The 16949-nt window shown below is 61.9% G+C and carries 9 protein-coding genes; 4 read left to right on the forward strand and 5 right to left on the reverse strand.

Features of this window, described 5'->3' with window-relative positions; translation table 11 throughout:
- Positions 1-359: 359 nt before the first annotated feature.
- Positions 360-782, forward strand: a complete 423-nt coding sequence (locus tag VYJ16_RS19415) for an MBL fold metallo-hydrolase (protein ID WP_336351979.1) — start codon at positions 360-362, stop codon at positions 780-782.
- A gap of 18 nt (positions 783-800) precedes the next feature.
- On the opposite strand, the gene VYJ16_RS19420 is transcribed toward VYJ16_RS19415, so the two are convergent.
- From VYJ16_RS19420 to VYJ16_RS19430, 3 genes are all read right to left on the reverse strand, one after another.
- Complete coding sequence (locus VYJ16_RS19420; protein WP_336351980.1) at positions 801-4682, reverse strand: vWA domain-containing protein; 3882 nt, start codon at positions 4680-4682, stop codon at positions 801-803.
- A 284-nt stretch (positions 4683-4966) separates the two neighbouring features.
- Positions 4967-5953 carry a glutathione S-transferase family protein gene (locus VYJ16_RS19425; RefSeq protein WP_336351981.1) on the reverse strand — a complete coding sequence of 329 codons (987 nt, stop codon included), beginning with the start codon at positions 5951-5953 and terminating at the stop codon, positions 4967-4969.
- 99 nt (positions 5954-6052) lie between these two features.
- On the reverse strand, positions 6053-7345 hold the full coding sequence (locus tag VYJ16_RS19430; protein ID WP_336351982.1) for a hypothetical protein: 1293 nt from the start codon (positions 7343-7345) through the stop codon (positions 6053-6055).
- A gap of 324 nt (positions 7346-7669) precedes the next feature.
- Here VYJ16_RS19430 and VYJ16_RS19435 point away from each other — a divergent pair, with 324 nt between their 5' ends.
- The 3 genes from VYJ16_RS19435 to VYJ16_RS19445 all read left to right on the forward strand — a co-directional run bounded on the left by VYJ16_RS19435 (position 7670) and on the right by VYJ16_RS19445 (position 15840).
- Positions 7670-11308, forward strand: coding sequence for a methyl-accepting chemotaxis protein (locus VYJ16_RS19435; protein ID WP_336351983.1), 3639 nt, complete (start codon positions 7670-7672; stop codon positions 11306-11308).
- A 163-nt stretch (positions 11309-11471) separates the two neighbouring features.
- Positions 11472-14891: a PKD domain-containing protein gene (locus VYJ16_RS19440; protein WP_336351984.1), complete on the forward strand. Its 3420-nt coding sequence runs from the start codon at positions 11472-11474 to the stop codon at positions 14889-14891.
- A complete protein-coding gene (locus tag VYJ16_RS19445) occupies positions 14884-15840 on the forward strand; it encodes a hypothetical protein (RefSeq protein WP_336351985.1) in 957 nt (318 codons plus the stop codon). The genes VYJ16_RS19440 and VYJ16_RS19445 overlap by 8 nt, the downstream gene beginning before the upstream one ends.
- On the opposite strand, the gene VYJ16_RS19450 is transcribed toward VYJ16_RS19445, so the two are convergent.
- Both VYJ16_RS19450 and surE read right to left on the reverse strand, forming a co-directional pair.
- Positions 15837-16067 carry a SelT/SelW/SelH family protein gene (locus tag VYJ16_RS19450; RefSeq protein WP_227130591.1) on the reverse strand — a complete coding sequence of 77 codons (231 nt, stop codon included), beginning with the start codon at positions 16065-16067 and terminating at the stop codon, positions 15837-15839. The two genes, VYJ16_RS19445 and VYJ16_RS19450, sit on opposite strands and share 4 nt — an antisense overlap.
- Before the next feature lie 33 nt (positions 16068-16100).
- On the reverse strand, positions 16101-16895 hold the full coding sequence (gene surE, locus VYJ16_RS19455) for a 5'/3'-nucleotidase SurE (protein WP_336351986.1): 795 nt from the start codon (positions 16893-16895) through the stop codon (positions 16101-16103).
- Positions 16896-16949: the final 54 nt, after the last annotated feature.

The raw sequence follows: 16949 nt of genomic DNA on the forward strand, positions 1-16949 counted from the left end.
TAACTCTTCAAAGGACACACCCGACCTGTCTCATCAACTGATTTATTATTTGGGGTTCTCAGAAAAATCCCCGACCCGGCCACGACGATACCCTCTGTCTTCGAACCCCACCGACATATTACAACCACCAGTCGAGAAGACTCTGACGTCGATTGTGGCTTCGTCGCAATGGGCGAATCGTAACACGTTCCGCAACCGGAACTAGCCCGTGTGAGCAGTCACGATCCCGACCGACTCGACGCGTCGTTCGGGAAGGCACTGCGGTGGGGTCTCCTTCAGACCGCGTTCGTGCTCGCCATCATCGGCCTGATGCTCGGTCTTCGGAGACTCGTACGACGAGTTCCGAACTGACCGAAGGCGTGTATCGATGCGGTAGCGCTCGCGTCAACTGGTATCTTATCGAGGACGACGACGCGCTGACGGTGATCGATACCGGGTTCCCGACGCACTGGCAGGAGTTTCTCCAGCAACTCGACGGACTTGGCTACGACCGCGCCGACATCGAGGCGTGTCCGCTCACCCACGCGCATCCCGACTACACCGAGAGCCAGGTCGCCTTCTATCTATCCGATCGCGACGTCCTGTCCTGGGGCGATGCCCTGGCTACCGTGGACTTCGAAACGTGGCGGGGCAATACGCCACAACTCCTCCCAGAGTGGTGGAACGCCGACCACGACCAAGCACGAGCGTCGCGTTCGAACCTCAGAAATCTCGGGGACATCCGTCTATTGGCCGGGCACGGAGACCCGTGGACCCGCGACCTGCGCAACGCCCTCCGTTGAGGCGACTCCCCGTCGCCGTCAGTCGCGGACGCTGGCTGCCGGTGCCGATGGTGCGTTCGGTAGCGTGCTCGTGGTGCTGTCGAGGACGTCCTGCGGTCCGGTGATGCTCGCTGCCGCGGGTGCGAGCGAGGGGTTGCCGGCGCTGACGTTCACGTCGCTGGAGGGGAGCGAGATGACGTAGTCGTTCGAGGTGCCGTCCCCGTCGGTGTCGCTGTCGTCGTCGTCATCGTCGTCGGGCGCGTCGACGTCCTGGTCTTCGGGGTCCGGCGGTGCCTGGTCGTTCGCGTCGAAGTGGATGACCATGAAGTCGTGGTCGTTCGGTTCGTCGTCGCTGATGTTGACGAGGATGATGGCGTCGTTCTCCGGGAGCGTGAACTCGTCGCCGTCGACGAGCGACGCGTTGTAGTTCTCGACCATCTCCTTGACGGTGTTGTTCGCGTCGTCCTTGTACCAGGCGTCGGTCTGGACGCTCGGAATCGCGTCGCCGTCGGTGAAGATCTGGTGCTTGGAGTCGCTCGCGTGCGTTGACTCCTCGGCGGTCCCGGCGTTGTTCGTGCAGTACGTCTCGTTGTACGTCTGCCCGTTCGTGGTGTTCGTGATGGTGTCGTACGTGGTGTTCCCGTTACAGTTGTACATCGTGGTCGCGAAGTGCACGGCGTCACCGGGCTCGAGGTTCGAGTCGACAGTCTTCGACGGGAAGCCGCTCTCGGGGTTCGTGTTCCCGTCGAACGACACTTGGTCGCCGCCGAGGTGGATGGTCGTCGTCGTGTTCGCGTGCTGTATCATCCGGGTCTTCTCGGTCTTCGCGCGCGTCGCGATCTCTCCGAACTTCTCTTCGAGGTCGCCGGCGTCTTCGACGTGATAGAACTCGCCGTCCGTGACGGGGTCGCCGGTGTTCGCGATCTGCTTCAGGAGCGTCTTGTTCGTGTTACTCCCCTCGCCGAGTGCGACGGTGTAGATGGTGATGTTCGCGGAGTGCGCTTGCTTCGCGAGCCCCTGAATTTCCTTCCAGGCGGGCTCGTAGTCGCCGTCGTTGTCCGCGTCGCCGGGACTGACGGTCTGCGTGCCGTCCGTGAGGAGGACGATGGTGTGGTTCACTGCGAGGTCGTCACGGGTGTCGGCGCTGTCGTTCAGGTTGTTCGTCGCTCTGATGAGTGCGCCCGTGATGTTGGTGCTCCCGCTGGCGCCCCAGTTCGGTTTCTTCATCGAGGCGTTGATGGTCGTCCAGGCGTTCGAAAGCCCGTGTTTCCGGGTGACGTCGGCTTCGAACTGGAGGACGCCGACGCGGTCCTTGGACTGCATCTGACCGACGAAGGACTTCCCGGCTTCCAGGCGCTCGTAGTACGGGTCGCTCCCGATGTCGAAGGCGTAGTAGTACTCGTACTCGGCGTTCGAGAACGTGTCTCCGGGGAAGAACCGCTCGGTGGCGCCGCCCCCATACTGGGTGTAGCCGATGTACACCTCGTCTTCGGGGACCGTGACCGTCCAGCTCGTGCGCTGGTGACGCCGGACCTCGTCTTGCTTGTCGACGGCCGCGGGAAGGCTCTCGAAGGCCGTTATTATCTCCGTGGTGGTCTCGTCTTCGTACTTCGTGCACTTCCAACCGTTCCCGGTCTCCTTCCAGTTCTCGCACCTCTCGTACTTGACCTCCCACTCGTAGCCAGGCTCGGGGCTGTCCTCGTAGTATCCCGTGCCGGCGTAGTCGGCCTTGTTGATGGTCTCCCAGTCGCTCCAGTCACCGAACGACTGGGTGCGGTAGGGATTGTTGGGGTCGGCGTTCCCGTAGTACATCGACCCGGAGTCGTCGATGACGAGTTCGACGTTCAGCGGGTGGCGGGTCTCGACGGGCTTGGTGGTGACGCGCTCGTTCGCGATCTGGGAGCCGACGACGGTGATGGTGGCGCTGGATTGGTTGACGATGAGCGTGTTCGCGTCCTCGTCTTCGGTGACGCCCGCGCAGCCGTTCTCGCCGGTGCCGGCGACGTTCGGGCAGTCGTCCTCGCTCTCGCTGAAGCCGTCGCCGTCGCCGTCCGGGAAGTCGTTGTCGTCGTCGATGACGTCGGGGACGCCGTCGCCGTCTTCGTCCAGTTCGCTGTTCTTCAGGGTGGTGTCGAAGTGGAACTCGGACTGCTGTTCGAACGTGACGGTCCCGGAGACGAGTGCGCCCCAGACCTCGGTGAACTTCCCGAGTTCGACGGTGCCGTCGTCGGCGGCGTCGCCGGGCCCGTAGATGACGCCCGTGAAGCGCGTGTCCGTCCCGCCGTTTCCTTTCTCGAACTTCGCGTTACAGCCTGCTTTGCACGCGAGGAAGAACGCGTTCGAGCGGAACGTGGGCGTTCCGCTGTCGGTGACGGTGACCGTCGATTTCCCGCCGACGGTCACTTGGTTCCCGCTCGTGGTGCTCTCGCCGATGAACGTCCGCACCTGCCCGGGGCCAGTGACCTCGACGCGCGCGTCGTCGCCGATGTCGACGTCGCCGTCGACGGCGAACACGATGTCGCCGCTCGACGTGTCGAGCGTGAGCGTGTTCCCGTCCGGTACCGTGAACTCGTCGAGGTAGTACACGCCGCTCTCCACGGTTGCGCTCCCGCTCGAGAACTGTATCTGCTCGCTGTTGACGACGCTGACGTCGTCGTTGTTGTTGTACTCGTCGACGGTCGAGAGCGTGTCGTCGATGGTCGCGTCCATCGTCGGGACGTCGGGGACGATGGTGCCGTTCCCCCATGAGCCACCGATGGCGTCTTCGCGTTGACTCTTCGACGTCGGGTAGAGCGCGGTCGTCGGGCCGCCAGCACCGGCCGTCGAGTTGTTCACGTACACGTCACCGCTGACGCAGTTCGCCGCGCCGCCGGCGCAGGAGTTCGAGAGGTCGACCTCGCCTTCGGCGTACACGTTCCCGTCGACCATCGCGCCGTTCGCCTGGACTTCGACGTTACCGCGCGTGATGATGGTCCCTTCGCTCCCGTACGTCGGGTCGGAGCCGCCCCAGGGGCCGTCCGCGCTGTCGTAGCTGTTCACGGCCGCGTGCTGGGTCTGCAGGAGGAGTTCGCCGGCCGAGGAGCCGGAGAAGATGGCGCCGTAGATCTCCTCGTCGTCGATCTCGAACTGGTCTGGGGTGACGCCGGAACCCAGCGGTGCGACGACGCTGACCTTCTGGTTCGCGTCGTCGACGGATATCGTGCCGGCAGCGCCGAACTCCTCGCGGAAGTACCGCTCCCAGGCTTTGTAGTACGAACTGCCGTCGACCGTGATCTTGATCTCGCGGACGTACTCTATCTCGTCGGTGTTCGAGCCGGTCAGGCAGAGGTCCTTCTGGAATCGCCCGGACTTCGAGGTGTTCGCGGTTGCGGTGACGGTCCCGCTACTGTGGACGTCGCCGCTGACGTTCGTTATCGGGAAGCGGAGCGTTCGGACGTTCGTGCCGTCGATGACCTTCGTCCGGTACTCCATGGACGGCGATTGAACGATGCTGACGCCACCATCCGTCTTCTTGAAGACGGCGCCGGCCTGGTACGCGACGGTCTGTCCGTTGTCGTTCTCGTAGATGATAGAGCCGAGTTCGACCGTCGCGGAGCACGCGGACTTCCCGTTCAGTTCGAAGTGTATCTCGCCGTCGTCGACGATGCTGACGTCGTTCGCGTCCTTCCCGCTGAGGTCGAACGAGGTGACGGCGCCGTCACCTTTGAACGCGAGCGTGGACAGTTTCGTACTTACCTCTTGGAGGGACGTCTCTGCGGTGTCGACTTCTGACGCGGACTGGACTGATTGTTTGGCGTCCATGCCCGCCCAGAAGATGATGCCGGCGCCCGCGATGACGAGCCCGAAGAGGAGGACGAGGCCGACAATCGCGGACGCTGCTCGATCGCCGGTGCCGACTCCGGGGGGGCGAGTTGAATACATACTGGTAATCAGTTGTTACGCACGTTAAGAGCATGATATAACAAAAGTGTGCTGGCCGTGTTCTTAGTATCATACCAATTATAAAGGGCAAAAATTAAGACTTTTCATACAGATAAGTCGGATACTGCGGTGGGTTCGCTCCGATCGTCGGCTGGCGTCTCTTCGAACAAATATCGACTAGGTTTTATCGGACTCGTGCCTGTTCGAAAGTGGGTTGTGACAGATGGGCGCCAATGGGTATGGGTGGTGGTAATGAGCGCTATACGTACGCGAAACCGCGTCGGTCAGGACTCGAAGGGGGACTCACCCGGGAGTTCGCCCCGGTCGTGCTCGGCGTCGAACGCCGGGTCCGGTCCGAGCGGAACGAGTCGCTTCGGGTTGACGTCCGTATGCGTCGTGTAGTAGTGCTCCTTGATGTGCGCCATGTTCACGGTCGCCGCGATGCCCGGGAGCTGGTAGACGTCGCGAGTGTGTCCCCAGAGCGCGTCGAAGTCGGTCACTCTCGCGACGTTGCACTTGAAGTGCGTGTGGTAGACCTCGTCGAACCGCACGAGCGTCGTGAACAGGCAGACGTCAGCGAGCGTGAACTGCTCGTCGACGAGCCACCGGCGGTCCCCCAGTTCCGCGTTCCAGTGCTCGAGCGCGTCGAACAACTCGGTCACCGCCCGCTCGTGTGCGGCCTGCGAATCAGCGAACCCGGCGCGGTACACGCCGTTGTTGATGGGGTCGTAGATGGCGTCGATGACGTCGTCGACGTCGTCGCGGAGTGCCGGCGGATAGAGGTCGACGTCTGTCGACGCGAACGAGCCGAACGCGTCCGCGAACATCTTGATTATCTCCTCGGACTCGTTGTTCACGATGACTCCCTCCTCGCGGTCCCAGAGCACGGGGACGGTGACCCGTCCCGTGAACTCGTCGTCGGCAGCCGTGTACACGTCGCGGAGGTACTCGGCGCCGTTCACGGTGTCGTACGTGCAGTCGTCCTTCGACGGCGTGAACTGCCAGCCGTCGGCGTCGCGGTACGGGTCGACGACGTCCATGGAGATGACGTCCTCGAGCCCCATGAGCGCCCGCACCATCGCAGCGCGGTGCGCCCACGGGCACGCCCGAGAGACGTAGAGGTGGTACCGGCCCGCGTCCGGCGTGAACCGTGCGTCGGGGTCGTCGCGCACCCAGTTCCGGAAACTCGTCTCCTGGCGGTCGAACTCGCCGTCGTCGTCGGTCGACTCGTACGCGTCCTCGCGCCACTCGCCCTCCACGAGCATGTTCATACCCGTCCCTTGTCCGTCGGTGCTCAAGAGCACTCGCTTCCCCCCGATTCGGACCGCTTCCACTCGGGGACCGATCTGGAATCCGCTGCGCTCCACCGGTCACGCCCAGTCGCCGGAGAACATCACGCGAAGGCCGCCGCGTTCGGCGAGCGCTTCGACCGCGGACCGCAGGTCGCTCACCGGTTGGCCAGTAGCCACGTAGACGCCGCCGATATCGATCGCAGACTGCATCCGACTGCCGTCCGGATGCATCGGTTCCCGATGCAGGAACGCTCGGTCGTCGGCCGTCGGCGCGTACGGGAACTGGATTCGCGGCCCGATACCGCGCTCCTCGAGCAGGTACCGGACGCCCTGCGCGAGCGCAGCGTCGACGTTCGGGTTCCCGACCGCACCGACCGACCGGCCGTCCTCGAAGAACCGGAGGACGTACTCGCTGTCCGTGGACGCACCTTCGCTCGCACTCGCTCGCGACAACGACGTGACTCCGTCCCGGTCGGCAGCTCCATCCCGGTCGGTGACTCCGTCCCGGTCAGTGACGCCATCGCGAGGACCGTCCGACGCGTCGTCCCCGACGCTCTCGCCGGTCGACTCCTGCGTCTCGCTCGCGTCCAGCCCCGGCGACGCCTCACTGTCCTGTCCAGTGACCGTAACGTCCCCGAGCGCGTCCGTATCTGTCGCCGGGTCGACCCCCTCGGGAGCGAGCTCGTCGACGACTGCACGCAGGAACCGGCGAGCGATCGGTCGGACGTCCGACGCCACAGCATCCATAGCGCCATCCGAGATAGCGTCAGACGGGGAATCACCACCGTGCTCGCGCGCGACGTCGACGACGCGTTCGGTGACCGCATCCACGGCGTCCCGGTCTGCGGCGACGAGTGCCTCCGCGACAGCCGCCCTGTCGATACCGACGGCCGCCGCCACTGCGTCGAACGACAACGCGTCGACCGCCTCCAGTCGGGTCGGGAGCGCGTCGAGCGCCAGTTCCACGTGCTCCACCGAGCGACCAACCGCATCGCTTCCAGATTCGACCCCGGAACCATCGAGTGCGACGAGCGCGTACCGTCGACCGTTCGTGTACAACCCGCGAGGAACGTCAGCGGCTTGCATCGCCGCGACGAGGGCACGCCGGCGCTCCTCGGAGAGTTCGTCCTCGGCTGCGGACACCAGCACGAACGCGCCCGTCGTTCGCTCCGGGCAGAGCGCGTAGTCGACCGTCGTCCCGTTCGGCGCCGGGTACGCCGCCGTTACCGACGGGGAACGGACGTCCCAACCCAGCATCGAGAGGAACGGCTCCACCACGCGTAACTCCGTGTTACGCTTCCCCATCGCCGGGGTCGCCTCGATTGCTGCCGCGGCCCGGTCGACGAACGACGCAACTGCCTCCCGTTGCATTCGCTCGCGAGTACGAGACTCCCGCGCTTCAACCTTCCTCACGAGTCGGATGGCGACGGCGTCGCCGTGCCTGAGACCCCGACCGCGGATGCAGCAACTCGACCGCCGGTAACGCCAAACTGACTTCCAATTTAACAGCATTGAAAAATAATGACTTTGCCTGTAATTACAAGCCTGCTAAGGTTTTCATGGGTGATAACGGCCGGAGGGATTTTATAGCCCAAAGGCCACCGTTTTGCACATATGCTGGGCCCGTTGCGAACAGTTACGCCGAACTTTATCCGCAGAAGTTATGCGTTAAAATTCGGGATCGCACTTCTGTTGATGGGAGTGGTCGTGGGGGCAGTGGGGGTTGGCGCCACGACACAGATCACCGACGAAGTCCGAACGTCAGTCAACGGCGGACTGGACAACGTCGCGAACCAACAAGCACAGAACCTCGTGTCCTGGCACGAGAAGAACCAAGCCGTCCTCACCTCACTCATCCAATCACAGGGCATCAACGACGCACAGTCGGACGACGAGATCGGCGACGTTCTCGGCGACCGCGTCTCCGACTTCTCGAACGGGATGCGCGTCCACTTCGTCGACACCAGCTCCGGCACCGTCAACGCGTCCTCGACCACGCAGTACGACGGGATGCGGCTGAGCGAACTCGACGAACCCTGGGCGAACCGGAACATCTCCGGCACCCAGGGCGCCGTCACCGAACGCTACACCATCGACTACATGCTCACCGGCGAGAACGAGAGCGCACTCGCGTACACGCACTCGCTCCCCGGTCGCGCGAACCTCGTCGTCGTCTACGTCGTGAACACCGACAGCTTCAGTGATACGCTCACGCAAGGCGACGGGCAATTCACGACGGTCTACGACGACAGGACCGGAGAGGTCGCTTTCTCCAGTGAGAGCGAACTCGTCGGCGCGACGTACGACAATCAGGACATCGTCGACGGCGTGACGTCGAACGCCACGACGAAGGACGGCAACCAGGTCCTCTCGTTGGGAGTTCCGAGCGGAGACCTCGCCCAGTTCGTGCCCTCGGAGTACGAACAAGAGGAGTACGTCGTGAGTTACGCGTCCGTGAACACGCAGGGTCCCGAATGGTACGTCCTCACGCACACGCCCGAGAGCGAAGCGTACGGGTTCGTGGAGACCGTCAACCAGTACGGGCTGTTCGCGACGCTCGGGTCCATCGCAGTGATGCTCCTCATCGGGATGATCATCGGTCGTAACACCGCGTCCTCCATCGACCGGTTGACCTCGAAGACCTCCCAGATGGAGCAAGGGAACCTGAACGTCGACTTCGAGACCAAACGCATCGACAGCATCGGTCGGCTCTACGACGGGTTCGCTGAGATGCGTGACGCCCTCCGGAATCAGATCCAGGAGGCGCGTGACGCTCGCGAGGAAGCGGAGCTCGCTCGCGCCGAAGCCGAGCAGATGAACCGGCACCTCGAGCGGAAAGCCGACGAGTACGCGGACGTCATGCAGGCGTGCGCGGCCGGTGACCTCACGCAGCGTCTCGACGGGGAGTCCGAGAGCGATGCGATGGTCGAGATCGCCGAGGAGTTTAACGAGATGATCGCGGAGATCGAGCGCACGACCGCGCACCTGAAGAACTTCGCGAACGAGGTCGCGACCTCCAGCGAGGAGGTCACGGCGTCCAGCGAGGAGGTGCGATCCGCGAGCGAGCAGGTCACGGAATCCATCCAGGAGATCAGTGACGGCGCGGAACGCCAGAACGACAGCCTCCAGGACGTCAGTCAGGAGATGAGTGGGCTATCGACGACGATCGAGGAGATCGCGTCCTCGTCGAACGAGGTCGCGGACCTCGCGGAACGCACCGCGGAGACGGGTCGCGACGGCCGCGACGCTGCCGAGGAAGCGATCGACCGCATGAGTCAGCTCGAGGACGAGCGCGAGGTCGTCACCGACCAGATGGGCCAACTCGAGGACGAGATGGCGCAGATCGACGAGCTCATCGACTTCATTACGGAGATCGCAGAGCAGACGAACATGCTCGCGTTGAACGCGAACATCGAGGCTGCGCGGTCCGGCGAGTCCGGCGAAGGGTTCTCGGTCGTCGCGGGCGAGGTCAAGGACCTCGCCGAGGAGACCAAGGACGCTGCGGAGGACATCGAGAAGCGCCTCGAGCGCATCCAGGACCAGACGAAGCAGTCCGTTCGCGGCGTCGAAGCGGCGAGCGAGCAGATCGCGGCGACGACCGAAGCCGTCGAGGACACGGTCGAAGCGCTCGACGAGATTGCCGGGTACGCTCAGGAGACGAACACGGGCGTCCAGGAGATCTCGGCGGCGACCGAAGAGCAGGCGGCGTCGACGGAGGAGGTCGTCGCGATGGTCGACGACGCGGCGACGATCAGCGAGGAGACGACCGCGGAGGCGGAGAACGTCGCCGCGGCCGCCGAGGAGCAGACGACGGCACTTACCGAGGTGTCTCGGAGTGCGAGCGATCTGGCGAACCAGGCGTCGCGGCTGTCCGAGGCACTCGACCGGTTCGACACGGAGACGGACGAAGCAGCTGGGTTCGACGTGGACGAATCCGAACTGCTGGCCGACACGCAGACGGACGTGGACGTCGAAGCGGATGCGGCCGCGGCAGTCGGCGAACTCAGTGGCGATGCGACGGACGCACCCGAACTCGAAGCCCCGGACCAGCAGGCCGACGACGCTACGTCTGACCCCGAGCCTGCGTCCGCTGAACCGGCCGCGAACGCCGGCGGCGCCTTCGATGACCTCTCTGACGGGCCCGCGGGCGAGTCCGACGACGCCGACCCCGCAGGTGGGGTCGGTGGCGGTGACCCGCTCGGCGACCTCCCGGACGAACCCGCTGGCGACGCGTCCGACGCGGACGATTCCGAGAGCGGTCTCGGGACGCCCGCGACGTTCGAAGACGAGGACGATTCAGGCGGCGGTGAAGACGACGCGTTCGGCGGTGAAGACGACGCGTTCGGCGGTGACGAGGCTTCCACCGACGCCGACGATGCCGACGGTGGCTTCAGTGGTGTCGACGAGACGGTCGACGACGCGCCATCGTTCGAGGAGACGCTCGACGACCCGCTCGCGGACGAACCGGACTCGGCAGACGAATCGGACACAATCGACTCCCGTGCGGACGAACCCGAAGCAGGGGCGTCGGTCGAAGACGACGCGAACACCATCGACGACTCCGGCTTCGACGCTGAGTCCGACGTCGACGACACCGACTTCGACGCTGAGTCCGACGTCGACGACGCGGCGAGCGATGACGTCGAGAGCGACCTGGGAACCGACGCGTTCGACACCAGCGACTTCGGTGGCACGGACAGCGTCGAGAGCAGCGAGCCCATTGATCTGGACGAAACCGACGCCGCTGACTCCGGAAGCGACGACCTCGCGGGCGAGACCGACGAGGACGACGACCTCGGAGAGGACACCGGCGCGAACGACCTCGACCTCGGCACGTCGAGTGGCGAAGGGCCCGCCGAGACCGCTGAAGCGACGACTGGTGTCGACGAGTCCGAAGCGACGAGCGACGTCGACGATTCACCGTGGAACCCCGCGGAGACCAGCGAACCCGACAGTCAGGACGCCGCCGACGACGTGGAGCACGACGACGCCCTCGACGAAGGCGTCGAGGACGCGCTGAGCTTCGACGAGGACCCGCTGGCCGACGACGAACCCAGCGACGACGACGCTGACTCGTCCGACGACGGCGAGATCCCCGACGACGACCCGCTCGCCGGCGCCAGCGACCTCGACTTCGGGAGCGACGGCGACGCCATCGGCGACGACGCAGCAAACGCCGACGCGGACGGCACCGCCGACCAGTCGGACACAACCGACGGCACCGACGCGGACGACGAGGACGACGAGGACGACGAGGACGACGAGGACGACGCGACCGCCGACGACATGTTCTCGTTCGCCCAGAGCAACCCCGACAACGACGACGACGACTGAATACGGTCCCTCTGCGGATTCGGACTGATTCTTCGGTCTTTCCCCGCCTCACCGAGCCCGAGCCGTAACGACGGCCGGCCGCACCCCTTCACGTTACCATTTTGAATCGTCTCTGGTAACTTCCGCGGATTTATACCAAGGAACGAATCTAATTCCGACACAGATGGCATGGAATATTGTGGTGGCGGTTCTCCTCATCACCACACCGACACTCCCCGCTGTCCACCACTCGCCCGCGAACGAACCTCCGAACGCCGACGCTGGACTCGACCAGCACGTCACCGCAGGCAGCACCGTCCTCCTCGACGCAACCGGCAGCCGCGACCCCGACGGCACCATCGACGAATACGCCTGGCGTATCGACACACCGGACGGCAACACGATCGAACCCGACTGCACGACCTGCGAACGCACACGCTTCCGAGCGACGAACCAAGGCACGTACAACGTGTCACTGACCGTCACCGACGACGACGGTGCCACGCGAACCGACTACCTCTACGTCACCGTCACACCGGACGACCCTCCGACCGTGAACGTCACCGGGCCACTACGAACGACGACCGAGACACCCACGACGTTCCAAGCGAACGTCACCGCCGGGAGCGAACCCGTCCAAAACATCACCTGGCGCATCAACGAGACCCTCATCCCGGCCGACAACACGACAACGATCACGAGACAGTTCACAGACACCGGAGAACAATCCGTCACCGTCATCGTGACAGACGAAATCGGACGGACGACCACCGACGGCCTCCAGGTCACCGTCAACGCAGCGAACGCGACACCACCACCGAACGATGGGAACGAGACCGACCCCACGAACCCACCGAACGCAAGCGACCCTGGACCAATCATCACACCCACGCCCGACCCTGGGAACGGTTCTTCGCCTGGAGACGGAACGCCGAACGGTTCGGATGGCACGCTCGCCAGCCAGTTCGACCCGACCGTCACTGGCCCGCAACTCGTGAAGGGCGACCATCCGCTCGACGCATCCTACGGTATCGCGTCCAACGCCCACCCCCAAGACATCAGTAGCATCGAATGGATCGTCAACGGCAACCCACAGACGACCAACCCCGCCATCGACGCCACCTGGACAGCAGGACGCCACTCACTCGAAGCCAAAGTCACGTACACGGACGACTCGACCGACACAGCAACGTTCAGCGACGGCACCACCGACGTCATCGCAGACCCCGCACCGACCCCGATACTCGACGACCCCACGACCGAAAGCAGCGTCATCTCGGGCGACTTCGAGGTACGAGACGGCTACGGCAACCTGAAAGACGTCACCGTTACCGTCGGCGACCAGAACGACTTCCAGCTCAGCTATCCGCCGATGAGACGACTCCAACCCGAGCAAGTCCGAGACCACTACCGATACGAGAACCTCGCCCCGAACCAGACCTACACCGTCACACTGACAGCAACCGACGACCGCGGCCAGACGCGCACCACCAGCCACACAGTCAATACGTCCACGGGGCCAGAGATCGTCTCCATCGGCTTCCAAGACACACCCGTCGACTCCTACCACCCCCGAATCGACCCAGACCGCTACACCGCAACCCACGTCGTCAAAATCGACCTCAACGGGTATAATCCTAACCAAGTCTCAATAAATAGTAGGCCAGATAAAACCAAATCAATCCGTTTAGGTGAGAAAGAACGGTCGTACGACGAGGAGTCGGACACCCTCACTGTTGAGACGGAATGGGCAGGGGACACGCCTGGAAGATACCAAGTTAACACTAAGCTGTTCATCAGGAACCAGATTACATCCACAGTTCGTTCCGGTTTTAATGTCACAGCGAGTCCGCCTGAACTACGATTAACTTCCCCTACTGAAGGAACCAAGGAAGAACTAGTTCAGAATTGGGGGATGATTGTTGACGCGAGCCAATCATTCGATCCAGATGGTCATACAATGCGGATTAACTGGCTTGACGGGGCAGACCATCTGAAAATGAATAATTGGGCCGCTAAACTTACCCCCACAGACACTGCTGGTGTTCGGATTATCGACGAAACGGGAGCTACATCTGAAGAACTTGGTAGCTTCCTCCCCTATTATATCCCGAGAATAACCGGCCAACAAATGACAACTAGTGGGCCGTACAATCGCAGTGAGGACGTGGTCCTTGAGGTTCGGACTGATTCCTACGCGTTCACGAAGAATCCGAAGCGATACAACATCACGCTCGGTGCACGGACGAATTCGAGTGCTGTCGATATTCTCTCCGTGGAGAAGCGACAGATTCCGCCGAACGAGGTGGATGGGAATAACGCAATCAAACATCGCTTGCATCGCTGGGTAGCGACGGTCCGCGTGGAAGCGAGAGACTTGAATGAGAGTGAGAACTGGGTTACGCTCTACAACGTCGAGAATCCAGAACGAATCCACGTGTCTCAGGAACTTGGAGACGTCAAGTTGCGGTTCTCGAACAAGGTTCGGAATCTTTCGTTGAAACGAACAGCATATCGCGTCAAGAACGACAGCGGTAATCAAAAAATCGAACTCACTGACCGGAGTAGATACCGACAACTAGTTCGTCAGGATTGGTCGTTCGAAAAGCGAATACAGGTCGTCGATTCAGTCTCCATCCAGAACCGAGAGCGCGAAACATACACCGAAGAGAACCTGAGAAACTTCAGTCGTGGGTCCGTCGCAAGACAGTTCGCTGCGTCGAAACCTGAGTGGTCCTATGCCGGGAAAGAACGATACGAAGAGACGAAGACGGTGGTCGTTGCGGAGTGGAAACAGAATGTAACGGAGGGGAGGCCGACAGGACAGTCGAGACGGGTCCTCTCTAATCCGAACGCCTACGTGAAGGAACGCCAGTACCGGTATTGGACGACCAAGCAGGTAACTGTCGAGAAGGAAGTGACCAAGAAGGTCCCGGTGACTGTCACTGTCGAGAAGACGATCGAAGAGGAGGTGTGTCCCCCGCGTATCGGGTGTTACTACCGCGAACGGACGATCACGGTCAAGAAGACGAAGATGGTCGAACGCACAGTAACCGTCGAGCGAGAGGTCATCCGAAGAGTCCAGCACCAGTACTGGGCGAAAGAAGCGTTCTCTAATGGACATACAGCGACGGGGAACACTCGCCAGGTCCGATCCGAACCCAAGCGATACCACACGGAGTACCTCGTGCAGATTCCGAAGGAACGCACCCTGACGAAGACTCGGCACTCGGTCTCGAAGACCGTGCAGAAATCACGAGAAGAGTGGACAGCGTTCACCAACGTCTCGACAATCGTCCAGGCTCGTGGAATCGTGAAAGCCGAAGACAAGCGAATCGGGAGCATCGAGAAGCACCCGAAGTGGATACTTACGAAAGAAGGGAACGTCACCGAGGTGGTCGACACCTACGACGACAAATCAAACGTGCAGGTGACGTACGCCACAGTCAGCGGCACGCTCGTCCACGGACCAGGACCAGATGAAAAAAGACAATTTACGATAACTGTCGAGATGACTGAACACGCGACGAAACAAGAACTGATCGAAGCCGCGAAAGCACGAATCACCGCCTGCGACAACGATACCGAGGACTGCAATGAATAAGACATCCATCCTGCTCTTGGGTCTTTTCGTAGTTGCTGCTGTACCTACAGCACCTGGAGCGTCGGGGATTAATGAGACGGGTACGGATAATAATGTGGTCCAAGAATCAGAACCGGAGGAAGTTATCGAGCGGAGCTTTCGAAGTCGTGGTACGGAATATTTGATCAGTGTGAACCTCTCAAATCATACCGTTCGTGTGAAGGCAGACCACTTCGCTGATAACCAAACTAGCGTTGGATTCGCTCTCTACCTCAACGATAAGCAATTAACCAATCAAATGTGGACTTTGTCCCAGGGGCAGACAAAAAAATATAAGAAAAAAATTATTAATGACTATTATGCGGGGGATATATATAGGAACCTAACAATCTACACGAGAAACGAAGTTGCTAGCATTGCTTATAATTTTACCGTGCCCAGAAAATACAACGGGCGATATCTACGTCCCACAATCAAAAAGATAGATTTTGAGCGTCTGAATCATACCGCTGGGAGATTGACGATTACTGTTCGTTCGGACTCGGAGTATTATTATCCAATCTATTATCAAATCTGGACACCTGGCGTTCAAGCAGATTATATTGAAGTTCGACCTACGGAGGGAGAGAATATCACACGAAGTTCAATAATTTTGCCGATAGATAAGGGCGAATCAGTGGAAGGAGAAATACGTGCTCATGCTATGCTCCTGAATAAGACTGGACCATTAAGCACTCAAGTGGAATTCTATGGTCGTCCCGGGAACGTACAATTCCAAAGGGTCCCATTTGAGCCACTACAACTTGAACGCGTTACTGAACACACCTACGTCAACGAGAGCGTGTCTGAGAACGGGGCGTTCGGCGTAAGTGACCAGGCTTTCAGACGTGTTCTGGGTGGTGTTGGTGTGTTATTGTTGCTGATAGTCGTCGTCGGGGTCTTGTTGGGGCGGCGTCGGCGGCGCGTCTAGGTGTTGTTCCTGACGTCTCGCACGATCTGGTCGACGTTGTAGTCGTCGTCTGCGATGTCGAACACTTTCTGTTGGTCGACGGTGACGGTGAAGACGCCGTTGTCGCCGGGGACGAGCGTAATCTCGTCGATGGTTTCACCGAGTGATTCGAGGATGACGTGTTGGACGTCTTCGGCGCGGTTCAGGTACCCGCAAGGGAGACAGAATTCGATTTCGACGGTGGACATGTGGCGTGTGTTGGGTCGTCGGTGGCGTAAGCGTTATCGTCCGGTGTACGTGTTCGCGAGTGCGTCGAGGGCTTCGTGGTGTTCGGTGGTGTGGGGGGCGGTGAGGGGGCTGACGCTGACGTTCCCGTTGACGATCGCGTGCCGGTCCGTTCCGGGTTCGTCGGGGAGGTCGCCGTCGGCCATGCGTTCCCAGACGTGGTCGTGGAGGACGATGCGACCGTCCTCGTGCGTGGCGTCCATGTGGTAGGAGTGCGAGGGGCGCGTGATCTCCATGTCTGCGGGGCCGTTCTCGGGCATCGGGGCGTTCACGTTCAGGTAGTCGGCGTGGTCGAAGACGCCGGAGTCGATCGCGTGTTCGACGAGGTACGCGGTCGCCGTGGCGGCCTCGCGATAGTCGCGTTTCTCGGGTTGGACGTCGGAGAACTGGACGTCGTCGGGGATGGGGACGTAGAGGCTCGTTGCGATCGCTGGCAGGTCGAAGAACGCGGCTTCGACGGCGGCGGAGACGGTGCCGGAGCGGCCGAGGACGTAGTGGCCGAGGTTCGCGCCGCGGTTACAGCCGGCGACGACGAGGTCCGGGTCGTCGATGAACTCGGTGAGGCCGGCGACGACGCAGTCGGTTGGTGTACCTTCGACGGCGTACCCGCGTTCGTGCTCGGTGAGTTCCGCGGTCGTGCTCATGCTGCGGCCGACGGCGCTCTGGTCGGTGGCTGGGGCGACGACGGTGACGTCGCCGTGGTCGTCGAGCGCGTCGGCGAGCGCGTGGAGGCCGGGGCTGTCGATGCCGTCGTCGTTCGTGAGGAGGATGGAGCGTTCGGCGTCCGTCATGTCCCAGTCTGTGGGTGTATGGTGGTTAAGCGTGCTGGTCGCGGGTGTCCGCGG

Origin of the sequence: Halorubellus litoreus (assembly GCF_037081675.1) — an archaeon.
Classification (GTDB): Archaea; Halobacteriota; Halobacteria; order Halobacteriales; family Natrialbaceae; genus Halorubellus; species Halorubellus litoreus.